Consider the following 18,528-nt stretch of genomic DNA (forward strand, 5'->3'; position numbering starts at 1 on the left):
AGAGCCCCGCACAAGCCTCAGGACAGGCGCGCGATGCTCCGCCGGACAGGGCGGGATGCCGTGCCGTCCGAGAACAGGTCAGGCGACGACGCCTGGATGCGTTTGACGTCCTCGAACACGCCGCGGAGGTGGATGCGGAGCGAGCTGTCCGCGTCCGCAAGGTTGTTGGCTTCCAGCGCATCCACCACCGCCGTGTGCTGTTCGATCAGCGTGGAGACCGGCCGGGTGTCGATGAGGCTCAAACGCCTGGCGCGGTCCAAGTGCGCCTTGGCTGAGTTGACGGCCGTCCAGGCGGACTCGTGCCCCGCCAGCCGGAGGAGTTCGCGGTGGAAGTCCTCGTCCAGCCGGAAGAACTCCTCGACGTCGCCCTTGGCCTCGGCGGCGTGCTGGCTCGCCAGGATGTCCCGGAGCCCGGCTATCCCGGAGGCATCCAGCACCATGTCCCCGAGGGAAGCGCACTCGATGGCCTCGCGGACAAACTGCGCCTCGGACACGCGCCCCAGGTCCACCAGCGAGACAAAGGAACCGATCTGCGGAAAGACCTGCACCAGGCCCTCTTCCCGCAACAGAATGAGGCTTTCGCGCACCGGCGTCCTGCTGACGCCGAGCTCTTGGGCAAGCTCGTTTTCGGACAGCGGCTCACCCGGCGGGAGCTGCAGCGAAATGATCCGACGCCGGAGGGTCTCCAGAGTCTGGTCGCGCACCGAGAGCCGTGCTGATTGTCCTTTTTCGGGTTTGCCGGTTGCCATGTAACCAGTCTAGCGATCGTTGACAAACTAGAATGGTAGTGCTTGTATGGTAGTAAGAAGCCGCCGAAACGCAGTCTCGTGCGCTATCCAGGATGGCGGCCACCTTCGCACCGCAGAACTCTCCCCACCTTCCTTTTTCATCGCCTGCAAAGGAGCAACAGATGACCGAGAGCATCGCACCGCCCACTACCACCAAGAAGGAATCCAGGACCACCCGGGACCTTGCCAAGGTGGCGGTTTCCGGCTGGTTGGGAACGGCCATGGAATTCATGGACTTCCAGCTCTACTCCCTGGCCGCGGCCATCGTCTTCAACAAGATCTTCTTCCCTGAAGTCAGCCCCGTCATTGGCCTCATCGCCGCGATGGCCACCTACGGCGTCGGGTATGTGGCCCGCCTTGTGGGCGCCGTCTACTTCGGCCGCATGGGTGACAGGATCGGCCGCAAGAAGGTCCTCTTCATCACGATTGCCCTCATGGGCGCGTCCACCACTCTCATCGGCGTCCTGCCCACCTACGCAATGATCGGCATCTGGGCCCCGATCATGCTGGTGACCCTGCGCCTGATCCAGGGCTTCGGAGCCGGCGCGGAAATCGCCGGCGCCACGGTGATGCTCGCGGAATACGCTCCGGTCCGCCGCCGCGGCCTGATCTCCTCGCTTGTTTGCCTCGGCACCAACTCCGGAACCCTCGCGGCCTCCGCCCTGTGGGCCATCCTGGTCAGTGTGCTCCCCGAGGACCAGCTGCTCAGCTGGGGCTGGCGCATACCGTTCCTTGCCAGCTTCGTGCTGATGATCTTCGCGGTGTGGATCCGCCGCTCACTCAAGGAAAGCCCGGTCTTCGAGCAGCGTGCAGACGTCGTGGACGGCGTCGCGCTCTCCAAGGCAGAGATCGCCAAGCAGGACCTTGCCAAGCGGGAAGCCGCGCAGCAGAACACCGCCAACCCGGCGGTTCCCGACCTCGCCGGAACCAGCACCATCGAAGCCGCCCTGCACCAGCGCAAGGGCAAGGCCTTCCTGATCGCCCTCGGCCTCCGTTTCGGCCAGGCCGGCAACTCCGGGCTCATCCAGACCTTCCTCATCGGCTACCTGGCAACCGTCCTGCTGGTCGACAAGTCGGTCGGCACCACGGCCATCGTCTACGGCTCCCTGCTGGGCTTCGTCACCATCCCCATCATGGGCATCCTGGGTGACCGCTTCGGCCGCCGGCCCCTCTACCTGGCCCTGAGCACGCTGACCGCTCTGTTCTCCATCCCCATGATGCTCATGGTCACCAGCGGCAACACCACGCTGATCACCGTTGCCATCGTCGTCGGCCTGAACCTCGGCGTGCTGAGCCTGTTCGCCATGGAAAGTGTCACCATGGCCGAGTTCTTCGGAGCCCGGACCCGCTTCACCCAGCTGGCCCTGGCCAAGGAAATCGGCGGCATCCTCGCCACCGCCATCGGCCCGCTGCTGGCCGCCACGCTCACGGCCGTGACCGGACACTGGTGGCCGCTGGCCGCGATGCTGGTGGGCTACTCGCTCATCACCTTGGTCTCCGCCGCCGTCGGTCCCGAGGTCCGCGGCCGCGACATGGTCCGCCTGGAAGACGCGGTATGAAAGCGGTCGTAGTCCACGGCGCCAGCGATCTCCGCATCGACGACCGCCCCGAGCCCGTTGCCGGGCCGGGGGAGGTAGTGCTCGACGTCGAATGGGGCGGCATCTGCGGATCAGACCTTTCGTACTGGCGCCACGGCGCCTCGGGGACGGCGGCGCTGAAGTCGCCGCTGGTCCTCGGCCACGAGGTGGCCGGCCGGATCGCCCAGCTGGGCGCCGGCGTCGAAAACCTCGACGTCGGCCAGCCGGTGACGGTGCACCCTGCGGAACTGGTGGGGGACGGGATCATGCCCGAACGCCTCAAGGGCAGGACGAATCTCTACCCGCAGATCCGCTACTTCGGCTCGGCAGCCTTCGACCCGCACACCGACGGCGGATTCAGCGAACGGAAGCTCGCCAGGGCTTCGCAGATCCGCCCGCTGCCCGACGGCGTGGACACCCTGCACGGGGCGCTCGCCGAACCGCTCGCCGTCGCCATGCACGCCGTCAGCCGGGCAGGTTCGCTTGCCGGCCGGGACATCCTGGTCAACGGTGCCGGGCCCATCGGCTCGCTGGTGATCGCGGCGGCCAAGTACGCCGGTGCGAGGACCGTCATCGCCACGGACATCAACGACGCCTCGCTGCGGATTGCCAAGGCCATGGGCGCCGATGAAGTCCTGAACGTCTCCGGCGGCGGCGCCCTGCCCCAGGACATGGAGCTCGTGTTCGAGGCGACCGGCATCCCGGCAGTGCTGGGCGGCGTCCTCCGGGCCACCGCCCGCGGCGGAACCCTGGTGCAGGTGGGCAACCTGCCCGGCACCCCGGCCCCAGCAGCGCTGGGTGATCTGGTGACGCGGGAGATCACCTGGATCGGTTCCTACCGGTTCGTGGACGAGATCGGCGACGCCCTCCGTGCCATGGCCGGCGGCCTGGACGTCTCCCCGGTCATCACCCACAAGTTCGGCATCGACCAGGCGGAGGAAGCCATGCGCGTCTCCGCGGATCCAACCTCCGGCAGCAGCAAGGTCATGCTCCGCCTCAGCCCAACTGAGTAGCAGTAGGTGCCGTTTTGAGGGTTCATAACGGCACCTACTGCGACCCTACTTGCATAGCTTCCACCATCATCCGAAGGACCAACCAGTGAAGATCACCGACGCACGGGTAGTGGTTTCGTCGCCAGGACGGAATTACGTCACACTCGTTATTGAAACCGAGGACGGCGTTACCGGCATCGGCGACGCCACGCTCAACGGCCGCGAACTGTCCGTGGCGTCCTACCTCTCCGAGCACCTGTGCCCGCTGCTGATCGGCCGCGACGCCCGCCGCATCGAGGACGCCTGGCAGTACTTCTACAAGGGCGCCTACTGGCGCCGCGGGCCGGTGACCATGACCGCGATCGCCGCGATCGACGTCGCGCTGTGGGACATCAAGGGCAAGGTGGCCGGCATGCCGGTCTACGAACTCCTGGGCGGGGCTGCCCGTGAGGGCGTCATGGTCTACGGGCACGCCAGCGGCTCAACGTTGGAGGACCTCAGCGCCGACTTCCAGCACCACCTGGACCTCGGCTACAAGGCCATCCGGGCGCAGGCCGCCGTGCCGGGGCTGGAGAAGACCTACGGGATCGCGCCGGTGGACGGCAAGACGTACGAGCCGGCCAGCGGCAACGTCCCGCAGGAGGACATGTGGGAAACCACGTCGTACCTGGACTTCGCGCCCAAGATGATGGCGCACGTACGCGGGGAGTTCGGCTACGGCGTGCACGTCCTGCACGATGTGCACCACCGGCTGACGCCGATCGAGGCCGGCCGGCTGGGCGCCTCGCTGGAGCAGTACCGCCCGTTCTGGATCGAGGATCCGACGCCGGCCGAGGACCAGTCGGCGTTCCGCCTGATCCGCCAGCACACCACCACGCCCATCGCCGTGGGCGAGGTGTTCAACTCGATCTGGGACTGCCAGCAGCTGATCACCGAACGCCTGATCGACTACATCCGCACATCCGTCTCGCACGCCGGCGGCATCACGCACCTGCGCCGCATCTTCTCGCTCGCGGACCTGTACGGCGTCCGGTCCGGCTCGCACGGCGCCGGCGATCTCTCCCCGGTTTCCTTCGCGGCGGCCCTGCACGTGGACATGAGCATTCCGAACTTCGGCGTGCAGGAGTACATGGGCCACCGGGATCCGGCAGGCGAGGTCTTCAAGACGTCCCACACCTTCACGGACGGCTACATGCACCCGGGCGACGCACCTGGCATCGGCGTCGAGTTCAACGAGGAAGCGGCCGCCGCGTTCCCGTACGATCCGAAATACCTGCCCATCAACCGCCGGCTCGACGGGTCGGTGCACGACTGGTGAGCGCCTCCATGCAAGAGAACCGGGCCTTCGACGTCGTCGTGATGGGGGAGATCCTCGTTGAAGTGGCCACCGACGTGGCGTTCGGCCACGGCGTTCCCGCCCAGCTGGGCATCTCCGGCGACGCGCTGAACGTCGCCGCGGCCGCTGCGGCTGCCGGAGCCCGCACCGGGCTGCTGGCCGTGCTGACCGACGACGACCTCGGCCAGGCGATCGCCGCCAGGATCCGCGAACTCGGCATTTCCGACGAACTTCTGACGTTCCGGACCGGCCAGCAGGGCGTCTACCTGGTGCACTGCGATCCGGACGGGCAGCGGGAGTTCTCTTACGCCCGCTCCGGCAGCGTCGGTTCCACGCTCGGCCCGGATGACGTCGATCCGGCCGTCTTCTCGGCGGCGGGGGCCGTCGCTGCCGGCGGGATCGCGTGCGCCATTTCCGCGTCGTCGCGCGCAGCGGTCCTGAAGGCTGCGGCCCTGGCCGGCCGCTTCGTCTTCGATCCCAACTTCCGCCCCCGGCTTACCTCCGTGGAGGAGGCGACGGCGGTCCTGGCCGAACTGGCGCCCCGGACCTTCCTGGTCACTCCGTCTTTTCCGGGCGAAACGTCCGCGCTCCTCGGCTGTGACTCGCCGAAGGAGGCGGCCGTCAAGCTGCGAAGCCTGGGCGCTGCCAACGTCGCCGTGACCTGCGGGGCGGAGGGAATCCAGCTGGACGGCGACCTGCCGAATGGCGAGCACGACTCGTCCTGGGTCGGCGCGATTCCGGCGCCGTCAGTGGTGGACCAGACCGGTGCGGGCGACGCCTTCGTGGGTACGCTGACCGCCCGGATGGTGCTCGGCGACGCCCTTCCCGCCGCTGCCCGGTTTGGCGCGGCCGCCGCATCGCTCGTGGTGGGCGGCAAGGGCGGCACCGGCTTCATCCCCACCTTTGAGCAGACAAGCGCACATGCCCTGCGCGCCACAGAAGGAGAGCTGTCATCGCACGCCTGAGCGCCGATTCGCTGGCTGCCGGCGGCGGCCAACAGGAACTGCTGCCGCGCGAAAAGCTGCGGCCCGGCATTGTGCACCTCGGCCTGGGCGCCTTCGCCCGCGCCCACACGGCCGTGTTCACCGAAAACGCGATGCTGGCCTCCGGCGATCTTAATTGGGGGATCACCGGAGTCACCCAGCGCTCGGACACCGTGGCGCGCCAGCTGGCGCCGCAGGACGGGCTCTTCACCGTGACCGAGAGGGGGAGCGGTGCTGCGCCGCTCCGCGTGGTGTCGAGCATCGTGGAGGCCATCTCCGGGCGTGACAATCCCGAAGCGGTGGTGGACCGGATTGCCGGCCCGTCGACGTCGGTGGTCACGCTCACCATCACGGAGAAGGGATACCGGATCGATCCCCGCACGGGATCCCTTAACACCGCCGACGAACAGGTCCGGGCCGACCTCGCCGGGCAGCCCCCGCAGACGGCCATCGGACAGATCGCCCGCGGGCTCCAGCAGCGCGCCCGGACTGACGCCGGGCCCCTGACCGTTGTCTCGTGCGACAACCTTCCCGGCAACGGGGAGCTGACCGGCAAGCTGGTGCGTGCCTTTGCCGCCGAGCTCCCGGAGGCCGAGGCGGAGCCGCTGCTGGCCTGGCTCGACGCCAACGTCACGTTCCCCAACACGATGGTGGACCGGATGGTGCCGGCCACGACGGCCGGAGACCTTGACGCCGTCGAACGCGAACTGGGGCTCCGGGACGAGGCCGCAGTGGTGGCCGAACCGTTCATGCAGTGGGTCATCGAGGACAACTTTGCCTCCCGCCGCCCGCGGTGGGAGGACGCCGGGGCCGTGTTCAGCACCGACGTGGCGGCGTGGGAGGCGGCCAAACTGCGCCTGCTGAACGCGAGCCATTCCATGCTGGCCTACCTCGGACTGGCGGCGGGCAAGGCGACCATCAGCGACGCCGTGGGCGAGGACGCCTTTCTCACGGCCTGCCGGCGCATGATGCACGAGGACGCGCTGCCCACCATCGGCCTCCCGGATGGACTGGACGGGGATGAGTACTGCGAGCAGGTGCTCCGCCGGTTCGCGAACCCCGCGCTGGGCCACACCACCGCGAAGGTGGGCAGCGACGGCTCGCAGAAGATCGGCCTGCGGCTGCTGAGCACCGTCCGCGGAAATCTCGACGCCGGCCGCGAACCCCAGTGGGCCGCGCTCGCCGTTGCTGCCTGGATGCGGCACGTGGCGACCACCCCGGTGGATCAGCTGGACGATCCTCTTGCCGCGGAACTCCACGCGGCGCTGCGCGCGACGCGCACCGCCGCCACGGTGGTCCCGGCGCTTCTGGGCTGCCGCAGCATTTTCGACGGCGAACTGGCGGCGAACGCTGTTTTCGCCGGCCTCCTCACGCACTGGTACGGCATTATCGACACGGACGGGCTGGACGGCCTGAGAAAAGAGATCAACCATGGCTGACGCCACCAGCGTTCTGCACGTTTCCCCGGTCATTCCGGTGGTGACCATCGACGATCCGCAGCACGCGGTTCCCGTGGCCCGCGCACTGGCCGACGGCGGCATCCGGATCATCGAGCTCACCCTGCGCACGGACAGCGCGCTCACCTCGCTGAAGCTCATCGCCAACGAGGTTCCGGACATCCTGGTCGGAGCGGGCACGATCCTTACTCCGGTCCAGGCCGACGCTGCGGTCGCGGCGGGTGCGCAGTTCCTGGTCAGCCCGGGCGTGACGCCCGCCCTGCTGGGTCACATGCTCAGCCTGGACGTTCCGGTGCTGCCCGGCGTGGCGACGGTGGGCGAGGTGATGGCGGTGCTGGAAAGCGGGCTCGAGGCCATGAAGTTCTTCCCGGCCGGTCCCGCCGGCGGCCCGGCGTACCTGGCGGCCATCGGGGCACCCATCCCGCACGTTCAGTTCTGCCCGACCGGCGGCATCAGCCTGGCCACTGCGCCGGACTACCTCAGACTGCCGAATGTGCAGTGCGTCGGCGGCAGCTGGCTCACTCCGCGTGCTGCTGTTGACGCCGGGGACTGGCATCAGATCACGGAGCTCGCGCGGCAGGCGGCGGGCCTCGGGGTTTAGGGCCGGGATCTTAGAGCCCGGGGTTTCGGGCCGGGATTAGGGTCCGGAATCCAGCCGGGAGTTGGGCCCGTGTCACCGAACTCTGAAATTCCGTAGTCGTGGGCCGCGGACGCGCGTAAAGTCGGGAAGGACCGGACTACCGACGGTCGAAGGCTGGATAGACGGACACTGAACGGAGGAGTTCACCATGAACTTGGGCAACAAGATCAGGAATGCCGCAGAACGTCTGAAGGGACGGTCGGGAGGTGCCGCCGGAGGACGCGCGGGCATGGCCCGGCCGGTCTCGGGACGCGCACACACCGGCGGAAGCGGAATCGGCGAAAGAATCCGCCACTTCCTGAAGAGGCACTAACCCTGCGCGCCTACGCCGAGTGTCCTGCGCGCCCGTGGTGACAGCTCGTGACTGACATACACCTGACTGACATGCACGGGGACGCCGGACTGGCAGAAAAGTTGCAAAGCGGTCTTGGCCGCCGCCATCCAGTGGCGGCGGCCGCCACCGTTAAAGCCTCCACCGCTAGCGCCGGGACCGATAAATCCGGGGAAGTGACCCTGGCGAGCCTGGGTGCCTCCCTGGACGCGGACTTCGAAATCGGCTCGGTCTCGAAGGGGATTACCGGGCTGCTCTATGCCGATGCCTGCAGCAGGCGAGAAGTCGGCCCGGATTCCACACTGGGGGAGCTGTTGCCGCTGGGCGACTGCCCCGCGGCAGGCCTGAGCCTTGCAGCCGTGAGCCGGCATTCGTCTGGGCTGCCGCGCCTGCCCAGGTCTGCCGCCCCTCTGCGCCGCACGGTCAGGTTCCTCCTGCACGGCACCAATCCCTATGGGGAGAGCTTGGAAGAGCTGCTGGCCCAGGCGCGCACAGTCGGGCTCCCGGCACTGCGGGCGCACTCTTCAAAATCGCACCCTTCAACACCGCACCACGCAACCCCGCAGTATTCGAAACCCCGGTATTCGAACCTTGGCTTCGAACTGCTGGGCCATGCCGTCGCGTCCGGCGCCGGGATGAGCTATCGCGACCTTGTCAGGACCCGGCTGTCCGTTCCGCTGGGCCTTGGCTCGGTGTACGCGCCAGCCGCCGTCGCGGAACTGGGTCCGAAGGCGGTCAGCGGGCGGAGCCGCCGGGGAAGGGCCATGGAGCCGTGGACCGGCGAGGCGCTGGCCCCGGCCGGCGGCATCCGGGCGTCCATCACGGACATGGCACGGCTGGCGCAGGCCCTTCTTGACGGCTCAGCGCCTGGACTGGCCGCCCTGGATCCGGTGGCGAACTTCGCCGGTCCTGCCGCGCGCATCGGTGCCGCCTGGATGACGCTGGAGGTGAAGGGCCGCGCCATCACGTGGCACAACGGCGGCACCGGCGGGTTCCGCTCGTGGTTCGGCCTGGACCGGGAGGCGGGCACCGCCGTCGTGATTCTCTCCGCAACGGCGGCCTCCGTGGACCGGCAGGGGTTCCGGCTGCTGCAGGAGCTGACGGACGGAAGCTGATGGGACGGGGGCTGACTACTTCTCGCTGGCCCGCTCCAGTGCCTGGTCGTGCTCGGCGTGCGCCTGCCGGAGCAGGTCCATGAACACGGTTTCGTTCCGGATGAGCCTCTTGTACTTCTCGGGGAGCTTCTTGAGCTCCTGCTCCTCGCGGACCATCTTGTCGAAGATGCGCTCGCGCTCCTTGATGTCCGTTTCGTAGTTGAGGTCCACGTACACGGTGGCGTGCCGCTTGGCGCCGGAAACCATGTTCTTGGCCTTGCCTTTGGCGCTGAAGATCGAACCGAGGATGGTGACTGTCAGGACGCCGAGGATCACGGCAAGTGAAGTTCCGGTGCTGATTTCAACGACGTTCACGGGTTGGCCGTCGTTGACGAACGGCAGGTTGTTCTCGTGCAGGGCGTGCAGGATGAGCTTGACGCCGATGAAGCCGAGGATGGCGGCGAGGCCGTACGACAGGTAGATCAGGCGGTCCAGCAGTTCGTCGATGAGGAAGAACAGCTGCCGCAGGCCCATGAGCGAGAACGCTGTGGCCGTGAAGACGATGAAGACGTTCTGCGTCAGGCCGAAGATGGCGGGGATGGAGTCGAGCGCGAAGAGGATGTCCGTGCCGCCGATGGCCACCATCACCAGGAGCATCGGGGTGAGGACGCGCTTGCCGTCCACCTCGGTGAAGAGCTTGTCGCCGTCGTAATGTTCCGACGCCGGCAGGAGCTTCTTGGCGAGCCGGACCACCAGGCCTTCGCTCTCCTCGCTGTGGGAATCGGGCTTGAGCAGGTTGCCGGCGGTGATGAGCAGGATCAGCCCGAAAATGTAGAAGACCCAGGCAAAGCTGTTGATGAGCGCCGCGCCGAGGAAGATGAAGCCGGTCCGCGCGATCAGGGAAAAGACGATGCCGAACAGGAGCACTTTCTGCTGGTCTTTGCGGGGCACCCTGAAGCTTGCCATGATGATCAGAAAGACGAAGAGGTTGTCCACCGACAGCGCCTTCTCGGTGACATAACCGGCGAAGTACTCGGTGCCCATCGTGTTGCCGCCGAACATCCAGACGCCCAGGCCGAACAACAGGGCCATGCCCACGTAGATGCCGGACCACACGGCAGATTCCTTCAGCGAGGGCGTGTGGGCTTTGCGGACGTGGAAGAAAAAGTCGAAAGCCAGGAGGGCCAGAATCCCGGCAATTGTCGCAATCCAGACCAATAGGGGAACTTCCATGCTGCCTCTTTCCTGAGCGATGAGGGGCGTGCCGGAGAGTCCGGCCAGGCAACTCTCCCAAGTGGAACACACGCCGGGGGCTTGAAATAACCCTACCCAGTCAGGTCCGGACCGCCGCAACCTTCAATTTCCCGGAGCAGCACCCGCCGGAGGCGCCCCGCTCTCCGGCGCCCCGCTCAGGAGCCCGCTCAGGCGTACATGAGGGAGCCCGGCGTGGTGAGGGTCTGGCCCGTTTCGAGCCAGGTCTTCAGGCCGGAGAGGATCATCGGCCAGCCGCCGTAGAGCTGTTCGTTGGCGCCCTCGCGGAGCTGATCGTGCGTCACGGTCAGGTGACAGGAATCGCCCACCGGCTCAATCTCCCACGTGATCCGCGAGCTGCCCTCGGCCTTGACGTCATCGCCCCAGAGGGCGCGCATGGTCTGCACCAGGCGCCGCGGGGGATCGACCTCGAGGTTCTCGCCCTCGCCGAGAAGGTCCCCTCCCTCGGGCGCCATCTCGAACCGGGACCCCGCCGTCCAGTCCGACCTGATGCGCATCCCGAACTGGTACTTGCTGCGGATCTCGCTGTCGGTGATGGCCTCCCAGAGCCGTTCCGGGGTGGTCTTGATGTAGATTTCGAAAATCTTCTCCATGGGACTTTCCAATCTGGTTTTGAGGTCGCTGAGCGCAGCGGCCCATGGTTCTGCGTATTTGCTCACCCAGCGGTCGTGGACGAGCCGGATGGGCACCGGATTCAGGAAGTGCAGCTTCTCGCGCCCGCGACGGCGGGTGACCACGAGGCCCGCCTCCTCGAGGAGCCTGAGGTGCTTCATGACCCCGAAGCGGGTGATCTCAAACCGGGCTTCCAGAGCAGAGAGCGTCTGGCCGTCCTCGCGGAAAAGCTCGTCCAGCAGTTCCCGCCGGATGGGGTCGGCTAAGGCCTTGAATACGGCGTCCACAAGGCCAGAATAAGTGACCATTTGGTCACATGTCAACCGTTTTCGAGGTGGAAGGCAGCTCCGGCATCCCAACTAATCCACCCGTACTTTCGTATTAGTTGGGTGACCCGGGCAGACCCCTTACTTCGCCAGCGTCAGCAGCCTGCCCTCCGTGACGGCCTGCCGGGACAGCGTCTTGTAGCCCTCCTGCTCGAACAGCACGGTGATCACGTCGTCCTCGTGCCGCATCACTAGGCCCGGCCCCCATTCCTTGTGCACAACGGCGGCCTGGAGCGGAAAAGATTCCCCGCCCGCGGCGGCCGCGGCGCCGTCGTAGTCCTCCTCGTAAGCGGAGCCGTCCGCGCAGTTGTCACAGTTGCCGCACGGCTCGGGAAGGTCCTCGCCGAAGTAGCCCAGCAGGAACTGGCGCCGGCAGCCGTCCGTCTCGGCGTAGCCGCGGGCCATCTCGATACGCGAGCGGTCCACGCGCTGGCGTGCTTCGGCCAGTTCGACGGCGTGTTCCACCACCTTGGGCAGTTTGGCGCTGGCTTCGAGCCGGATGCCGCGCTTGCCCGCCTTCACGGCACGGGTCTCCTGCAGTTCGTTCAGCAGGCCGGTGAGGCGTCGGGCGGAGAGGCCGGTCTGCTCGGCGAGGGCCTTCTGGGTGAGCGGCCCGTCGGCGGCGCGGAGCACCTGAAGGACCGCCAGCAGGGATTCCTCGTCCGGGGTGTGCGTGCCGAAGAACTTGCGGAGGCCCAGGTCCTCGGGGCGATAGTGCAGGACGGCGGCGGCCGGGTTGCCGTCGCGGCCGGAGCGGCCGATCTCCTGGTAGTAGCTGTCCAAGGACTCGGGGATGTCCGCGTGGATGACGAAGCGGACGTTGGGCTTGTCGATGCCCATGCCGAACGCGGTGGTGGCCACCACCACGTCGAGTTCGTCGTCGAGGAACTGCTCGTGGACCCGGTCCCGCTCAGCCTGCTTCCGGCCGGCGTGGTACGCCTCGGCGCGCAGGCCGCGCTCGCTCAACTCGGCTGCGTAGGTTTCGGTGTCCTTGCGGGTGGCGGCGTAGAGCAGGCCCGGCCCCTTGAGCTCGGCCACCTGGTCCAGCACGGCGCGGCGCTTGTCCTTGTCCTCGAGGTGGCGGACCACGTCGAGCCGGATGTTGGGGCGGTCGAAGCCGTGGACCAGCACCAGCGGGTCCTTCATCTTCAGGCGCTGCTGGATCTCGTCGCGCACCGGGGGAGAAGCGGTGGCGGTCAGCGCGGCGACGGGCGGATTGCCCAGGTGCCCGCGGACCTCGCCGAGCCGGAGGTAGTCGGGGCGGAAATCGTGCCCCCACGAGGACACGCAGTGGGCCTCGTCCACCACGAACAGCGAGACCTTCAGGGCCGCGAGCCGCTCCACCGTTTCGGCCTTAGCCAGCTGCTCAGGCGCGAGGAAGATGAAGGCCGCCTCGCCCCGTTCAGCGGCTTCCCAGGCGGCGTCCACGTCGGAATCGCTGCGCCCGGAGTTGATGGCGACGGCGGCTTCCCCTCCGAGGTTTTCCAGCAGCCTGTCCAGCTGGTCCTCCTGGAGCGCAATAAGCGGGGAAACGACGACGGCGGGACCGGCCGCCGGGGCATCCGGACTTTCGCCGTGGCCGGCTTGCGTGCCGTGCAGGTCGTGCGAGCGGTGCAGGTGTAGGGCGGCCACCTGGTAGATGGCCGACTTTCCGTATCCGGTGGGCATCACGGCGAGGACGTCCCGGCCGGTGACAAGGGCGCGCATTCCGGCGAGCTGGCCGTCCCGGAGACGGGCCAGGCCCAAGGTGCCGGCGGCGAGCTGGCGGAGGCCGGCGTCGGGGTCTGAAGTGGTGGCGGCGGGATCCGGCGTGCGGGCGGCCGTGGCGGCGGCATCGCTGGGGGCTTGGTCGACAGTCAAGGGGCTACTCCCGGGGTGACGGTGCAGTGGCCGGATGTCTTCAGCCGTGGGTTCAGCCTAGCGCGGCGCCGCTGTCCCGGGGGAAGTGCGCCATTGGGAAATGCAAAGCACCTGGAGTCATTGATGCGGAATTACGGAAGGAGGAAGATCAAAATGCACCATTCAGGTGCAGGTCAAAACCAATAAGGAGCCGGAAATGGCTGGCGGAACTGGACTGATCAACCGTTTTTACAATGAAGTAATTGTCGGCGGGAATTTGTCGCTCATCGATGAACTGGTGAAGGATGACATGGTCGACCACGAAGAGGGCTTGCCGGGCCAGCCGCGCGGCAAGGAAGGCGTGAAGTTCTACGTCAACACCCTCAGATCGGCCTTCCCGGACCTTGCGGTCAAGTCGATTGAACCCGTTCTGGCCGAGGGCGACCTGGAGGCGGGATACTCGGTGCTCGCGGGAACCCACACAGGGGACTTTGCGGGGATCCCGGCCAGCGGCAATGCCGTTGAGTTTGGGGGAACCGACATCATCCGCGTCGAGGACGGCAAGGTGGCCGAGCACTGGGGATCGACCGACACTTTGCGCCTGATGCAGCAGATGGGAGCCGTCCCCCGTTAGTGGCGCGCGGTGTTTGACGACGACGGCGGACTGCCCGCCGTCGTCCTTTTTGCTTTCCGTCCGGGAGCTTCAGAGGCCGCTGCCCGGGACCTCCGTGGACGGCCGCCCGGCGTGTTGTGAGCCCGCCACGCGGCGATAATGCGCGGAGCCGCTGAAGGCAGGTATCATCCCTTCAGGGGCGGGGACGCCGCACGTCAAATTGGGGGATATCAGAGCATGTGCACGCCATGAAAGCCTGAGGAATTCAGACAAGTTTCCGGAGTCCAGCAAGGCCTCTGAAACGTTCTCGCCGCACCGGGCCACAGCCCGTCACAAGCGGAGGATCCGGCGTGCCCCTGCATGCCGAACCTGCCGTCTAATCCCCTTCCGCCGGACAAACTGCCTGCTGAGCCTTTCGGCTCCGCCGGCGTCCCGGCAACCTCCCTCCCGCGCCCACCACCTCGCCACGCAATTCCGGTGACCCCTGCCGTCGCCAGCCCGAAAGGACAACCATGAGCCAGCCCGGCCCAACCCCGCCGCCACCGCCTTCCCCCGACTACACCACCTACGGTGCGCCTCAGTTTCCCGCCGGGCAGCAGTATGGCGGCGGCGAGGTGTTCGGCGGGCAGCACTTTGGAACCGGCCTGCCCTATCCCCAGCAGTTCGGCGCGGCTCCGCAGAAGTCCTTCCTCACCACCTGGCTGCTGTCCCTGCTCCTGGGCGGCCTGGGCGTGGACCGCTTCTACCTGGGCAAGATCGGCACCGGCATCGCCAAGCTGCTGACCTTGGGCGGCCTGGGCGTCTGGTCCCTCGTGGACCTGATCATCACGCTGGCCGGGAAGCAGAACGACAAGAACCGGCAGCCATTGGCCGGGTACTTGCAGCACAAGGTGCTCGCCATTGTTGTCTCAGCCGTCCTGGTGGTGGGCGGAATGATCATTGGTGCCGTTAGCGGGGCCGTGGCGGCCCTGGCCCTCCAGAGTGCGGCAACCCCGCCGATCATCTCGGCGGCACCGGTTACGGGCGAAACCGCAGCTCCCGCGAACGCCGCGGAGTCGCCGGCGGCGTCGGCGGAAGCAACGGCGGGGGAGGACCGTCCCCGTGTAGAGGCCCAGTCCTTCACCGGCACTGGCGACGACGTCAAAACCGTGGACCTGCAGGGCATGCCCGCCTTGGTGACCTTCACCTGCAAGGCATGCTCCGGCAACACGGTGCTTGGTACCAACGGAGCCGAAATCATGCTGGTGAACACCATCGGCGGCTACACCGGCTCGCACCTCGTGGACACCAGCACCGGGTCGCCCACCACCGAGTTCAGCGTCAGCGCCGATGCGGCCTGGACGCTCAAGGTGGAGGATCTGGACGCCGTCCCCACGGCTGCCGGCAAGGCAAACGGGCACGGTGACGGCGTCATCTACTGGGATGCGCCCAGCGACCGGGCGGCCATCACCAACAAGGGCGAGGGACAGTTTCTGGTGGAGGGCTTTGGCACCGAGATCCCGGAACTGCCCGTTGACGGGGAGGGCAACTACATCGGTACCGTCCAGCTGACGCCCGGTTTCGTCCAGGTGAAGTCCGAGGGCGACTGGACCATCACCGCGAAGTAGGGGAACTGCGTCGCTGAAACGCAAGCTCGGCAGGAAACCACACGACGGCCCCGCCGGACCGGGCAAGGAATTGCCCGGACCGGGGGGGTCCTCTGCATGCACGAAACATCTGACTTGCCGGTCTTTTCCTTTCTTCGGAGGGAGAGCACAATAACCGTGGGGGCTCCGAAGGCCGGCGATAAATATGGGCAGGGAACTTCCGAAGGCGTCCGTTTCGACGCCCAGGGTGATCTCAATAAGTTCTTCCGAGCGACGCAGGCTAGCTGTAGCCAGGGCCATGATTCTTGTTGTGCTGCTGCTTTGCGCCGCTGGAACCGGATACATGCTGGGCAGCGCCGCAGCAGAAGTCGCGGCCGTTACCGCGCCGGCAACACCGACCCCCACTCCGGCACCTTCCACTCCGGCGCCGTCCACGCCAGCAGTGGCGGACAGCCTCAGCAGCCTGTGCGGTCAGGCCGATCAACTAATCCAAGCCGGGAATCCGGCGGAAGCCCTCGCCCTGATCGAAAAGGTCCGCGGCCAGGTGCGAAGTCCCGCGCTGTCAGCAACTACGGCGTGCGAGGCGCAGCGTCTCGCGGCCGTCCTCAAGATCCAGCAACCGCCGGAGGATGCGTCGGCCGAGACCACCTTCGCCCAACAAATCGGCGCCAACTGGGACGGGTTCGCCGCACGGTGGATAGATCCGTTGGTGAAGGCCGGGCCTGCCCTGCTGGGACTGGTGGCTGCGTTCCTGTTGCTCGGGAGGCTCCTTGTCCTCCTGCCGAATATCTCGGGGGCCAGGAAGAGACCTGTGGATCGGGCAGCATTAGCGCTCGCCGGGCTGGCATTCATTCTGATGGGTTCCTGCCTGATCGTCTTGGCGCCGACCAGGGAAAGGGAAACGGATGTCTCTGGGCAGATGGCGGGCGGTGGCCTGCTTGCCCTGATCGGTTCACTGGTGCTGGCAACCTACCTGAGCAGCCGGCTGCGCCTTTCACTGGACGTGCGCGACACGAAAGGGAACAGCAACAAGGTCGATGTGTCGCGGATTGGCGCCCTCCTCTATGAGCTCGGTGGCGACCCGCCGCGCGGACTGGAGGTCCCGGAAGGGGCCGACGTGACGGCCCTGGGCGATGAAGCAATGCCCCTCACTTACACCAACAAGGTTCTGGCTGCCATCCAAAAACTCGTGGTGTCCATCATCGGCGTCACGCCGTGGAAGGTGGTGGTTTCTGCCACGAATGACGGCTCGTTCACTGTGGCCATGGCTCGCAACGGGGCGAGCGTCGGCGCCGCCACCATCGATAGGAATGAGCTGCGCCTGGCGGCTGGTAGCGGCGGTGCGGGCCAAGGGAGTGCAGGCACCGCGACGAAAGGGGCGGCTGGTGCGGAGCTCGAACTGCACAAGATGGCCGCCGCTTATATCCTCACCACGCTGGCCGACAAGCATTATGGGTTCGACGGCCTGTGCGGAACCACGAACTGGCGGAGCCTCGGGCTGCATTACATCGCAACCACTGGCTCTCCGGCTGACCTTGACCGGGAGAAGAGGCTGCTCGGCGCCGCCCTGGATTACGACCATGGGAACATGCTCGCCGAAGTTGCGCTGCAGAACCGCATGTTCCGGAATAGCACCGATCCATCGACAATCAAAACCTACGCCGAGTGGCTGCGGCGCCGGTCCATGAAGATCAGGACCGACATGGGCACTGGTGCAAAATCATTGGCAGGCTATACCCCCCTGCTATACCGGATTGAAAAGACGTTCCTGAGCGTGGTGCTGAACCTTCCGCCCGAGGAGCCGGAATTTCAACGGCTGCTCTCGCTTGGACGCCAGACCGCTAAGAATTTGTTGGACGAACTCGAGCCGACCAAGGGTGTTCCGATGGCCGGGCCCCTTGTCCAAGAGATGCGACTGCATGCGGCGCTCGCCTACCACGACCTTTACGGCGCAGGAGCTGGTGTCCCGCCGGAGCCCAAAGCTGGCCCGGAGCAGCCGGTTGAGCCGGCGCCCAAAGCTGGATCGGTGCAACAGACTGAACCGGCGCCCAAAGCTGGCCCGGAGCAGCAGGTTGAGCCGGCGCCCAAAGCTGGATCGGTGCAACAGACTGAGCCGGAGCCCAAAGCTGGCCCGGAGCGGCAGGTTGAGCCGGAGCCCAAATCTGACCAGGAGCAGCAGGCTGAACCGGAACCAAAGTCCAGGGCCAAGGCGGAAGCCGAGGCCGGTGCCAAGGCTTGGCAAAAGGTTGCAACGCCGGCCACAGGCAAGCCGGTTCCGCATTTCGTCAACCTGTATTACCAGGCGCTCGCCTCCGTGGCTCCGCTGACGGCCTACAACGCAGCATGCAGCATCGCCCGGAACAAAGGCCCGGAAGCTGACGTGAGGCGGCGGCTTGAGTACGCGTTTACCGATTCCGAGAACAGGGACTGGGCACGGCGCGACCCCGAACTGGCGGAACTACGGAAGAAAGAGGAGTTCCTGCACTTCCTTGGAGTGACGCCGAGGCAGGACTACTGGAAGCTGGAGGCGTTCGAACCCTACGAAAAGCAGCTCCGCAAGGCAGGCATCGCAAAACCCGGAGACCTGTACCAGACGGAAACGGGGCAGAGCGACATCAGCGCTTACCTGCAGGTGAGCCCCCTTGTCCTCAAGCGGCTGTGCACGCAGGCCGCGTTGGTGCGACGGGCAGAAGCCGTGCCCTGCAACGGTGATGCCTGGCATATTTACCTGTACCGGGTGGAAGTGGTGGCCGCTTTGGTTCAGGCGGGGATTGACTCGCAGGATGACATCCAAACTCCGTGGATAGGTGACAACGCCACGGATGGGGCGGGCCCCGGCGACCCCGGACCATTCGTCGCCGGTCTGCAGAACACCATCCGCCGGCGCATCCTCATGGCGCCTGATGCAGGCCAGCTGAAGGAGTGGCTGCGCCAGCTAAAGGCGCCGCCCGATCCCGATGAGAACCCGGTGATGATGGGCGCCAAGGATCCCGCTAGTTGAGCCCAGCTGGTCGAGCGGTGTGAGTCTAAGGCGAGGCGGCCGCCCCCGAAAGGGGACGGCCGCCGTCGTACGTTCTAGAAA

Annotated in this window: 14 protein-coding genes; 10 read left to right on the forward strand and 4 right to left on the reverse strand. The window is 66.7% G+C overall.

What is annotated here, in order from left to right; all coding sequences use genetic code 11:
• Positions 1-17: 17 nt before the first annotated feature.
• On the reverse strand, positions 18-749 hold the full coding sequence (locus tag CXQ90_RS09450) for a GntR family transcriptional regulator (RefSeq protein ID WP_104138702.1): 732 nt from the start codon (positions 747-749) through the stop codon (positions 18-20).
• 161 nt (positions 750-910) lie between these two features.
• On the opposite strand from CXQ90_RS09450, the gene CXQ90_RS09455 reads away from it, so the two are divergent.
• From CXQ90_RS09455 to CXQ90_RS09490, 7 genes are all read left to right on the forward strand, one after another.
• Positions 911-2,347, forward strand: coding sequence for an MFS transporter (locus CXQ90_RS09455; RefSeq protein ID WP_104138704.1), 1,437 nt, complete (start codon positions 911-913; stop codon positions 2,345-2,347).
• A complete protein-coding gene (locus tag CXQ90_RS09460) occupies positions 2,344-3,378 on the forward strand; it encodes an L-idonate 5-dehydrogenase (protein ID WP_104138705.1) in 1,035 nt (344 codons plus the stop codon). Before CXQ90_RS09455 ends, CXQ90_RS09460 begins: the two co-directional genes overlap by 4 nt.
• An 85-nt stretch (positions 3,379-3,463) precedes the next feature.
• Positions 3,464-4,675 (forward strand): D-mannonate dehydratase ManD, encoded by a 1,212-nt coding sequence (manD, locus tag CXQ90_RS09465; protein ID WP_104138707.1) that lies wholly within the window; start codon positions 3,464-3,466, stop codon positions 4,673-4,675.
• Positions 4,676-4,683: 8 nt separating this feature from the next.
• The gene (locus tag CXQ90_RS09470; RefSeq protein ID WP_258064446.1) at positions 4,684-5,658 is read left to right on the forward strand and encodes a PfkB family carbohydrate kinase; all 975 of its coding nucleotides are present in this window, start codon (positions 4,684-4,686) and stop codon (positions 5,656-5,658) included.
• Between the two features lie 71 nt (positions 5,659-5,729).
• A complete protein-coding gene (locus tag CXQ90_RS09475) occupies positions 5,730-7,115 on the forward strand; it encodes a mannitol dehydrogenase family protein (RefSeq protein WP_104138708.1) in 1,386 nt (461 codons plus the stop codon).
• Positions 7,108-7,734, forward strand: coding sequence for a bifunctional 4-hydroxy-2-oxoglutarate aldolase/2-dehydro-3-deoxy-phosphogluconate aldolase (gene eda / locus CXQ90_RS09480; RefSeq protein ID WP_104138709.1), 627 nt, complete (start codon positions 7,108-7,110; stop codon positions 7,732-7,734). The genes CXQ90_RS09475 and eda overlap by 8 nt, the downstream gene beginning before the upstream one ends.
• Before the next feature lie 399 nt (positions 7,735-8,133).
• A complete protein-coding gene (locus tag CXQ90_RS09490) occupies positions 8,134-9,219 on the forward strand; it encodes a serine hydrolase (protein WP_258064447.1) in 1,086 nt (361 codons plus the stop codon).
• Positions 9,220-9,234: 15 nt separating this feature from the next.
• Here the strand turns inward: CXQ90_RS09490 and CXQ90_RS09495 are convergent, their stop codons facing one another.
• The 3 genes from CXQ90_RS09495 to CXQ90_RS09505 form a co-directional block, all read right to left on the reverse strand.
• On the reverse strand, positions 9,235-10,431 hold the full coding sequence (locus tag CXQ90_RS09495) for a TerC family protein (RefSeq protein ID WP_104138712.1): 1,197 nt from the start codon (positions 10,429-10,431) through the stop codon (positions 9,235-9,237).
• A gap of 188 nt (positions 10,432-10,619) precedes the next feature.
• The gene (locus CXQ90_RS09500) at positions 10,620-11,369 is read right to left on the reverse strand and encodes an SRPBCC domain-containing protein (RefSeq protein ID WP_104138911.1); all 750 of its coding nucleotides are present in this window, start codon (positions 11,367-11,369) and stop codon (positions 10,620-10,622) included.
• Positions 11,370-11,489: 120 nt separating this feature from the next.
• Positions 11,490-13,154, reverse strand: a complete 1,665-nt coding sequence (locus tag CXQ90_RS09505) for an ATP-dependent DNA helicase RecQ (RefSeq protein WP_258064467.1) — start codon at positions 13,152-13,154, stop codon at positions 11,490-11,492.
• A 280-nt stretch (positions 13,155-13,434) separates the two neighbouring features.
• Between CXQ90_RS09505 and CXQ90_RS09510 the strand changes: the two genes are divergently transcribed.
• The 3 genes from CXQ90_RS09510 (at position 13,435) to CXQ90_RS09520 (ending at position 18,447) form a co-directional block, all read left to right on the forward strand.
• Positions 13,435-13,881, forward strand: coding sequence for an ester cyclase (locus tag CXQ90_RS09510; protein WP_258064448.1), 447 nt, complete (start codon positions 13,435-13,437; stop codon positions 13,879-13,881).
• Between the two features lie 491 nt (positions 13,882-14,372).
• Positions 14,373-15,467 carry a TM2 domain-containing protein gene (locus tag CXQ90_RS09515; protein ID WP_104138714.1) on the forward strand — a complete coding sequence of 365 codons (1,095 nt, stop codon included), beginning with the start codon at positions 14,373-14,375 and terminating at the stop codon, positions 15,465-15,467.
• Positions 15,468-15,744: 277 nt separating this feature from the next.
• On the forward strand, positions 15,745-18,447 hold the full coding sequence (locus CXQ90_RS09520) for a hypothetical protein (protein WP_104138715.1): 2,703 nt from the start codon (positions 15,745-15,747) through the stop codon (positions 18,445-18,447).
• The last annotated feature ends 81 nt before the right edge of the window (positions 18,448-18,528 follow it).

The sequence above is a fragment of the Arthrobacter sp. ZGTC131 genome, assembly GCF_002929275.1.
In the GTDB taxonomy this organism is placed as follows: domain Bacteria; phylum Actinomycetota; class Actinomycetes; order Actinomycetales; family Micrococcaceae; genus Arthrobacter.

Bases quoted from the DNA above. Each gene is read 5' to 3' on its own strand.
- CXQ90_RS09515 (WP_104138714.1), top strand. From the start codon at position 14,373: ATGAGCCAGCCCGGCCCAACCCCGCCGCCACCGCCTTCCCCCGACTAC.
- CXQ90_RS09495 (WP_104138712.1), bottom strand. From the start codon at position 10,431: ATGGAAGTTCCCCTATTGGTCTGGATTGCGACAATTGCCGGGATTCTG.
- CXQ90_RS09450 (WP_104138702.1), bottom strand. From the start codon at position 749: ATGGCAACCGGCAAACCCGAAAAAGGACAATCAGCACGGCTCTCGGTG.
- eda (WP_104138709.1), top strand. From the start codon at position 7,108: ATGGCTGACGCCACCAGCGTTCTGCACGTTTCCCCGGTCATTCCGGTG.
- CXQ90_RS09455 (WP_104138704.1), top strand. From the start codon at position 911: ATGACCGAGAGCATCGCACCGCCCACTACCACCAAGAAGGAATCCAGG.
- CXQ90_RS09460 (WP_104138705.1), top strand. From the start codon at position 2,344: ATGAAAGCGGTCGTAGTCCACGGCGCCAGCGATCTCCGCATCGACGAC.
- CXQ90_RS09470 (WP_258064446.1), top strand. From the start codon at position 4,684: ATGCAAGAGAACCGGGCCTTCGACGTCGTCGTGATGGGGGAGATCCTC.
- CXQ90_RS09520 (WP_104138715.1), top strand. From the start codon at position 15,745: ATGATTCTTGTTGTGCTGCTGCTTTGCGCCGCTGGAACCGGATACATG.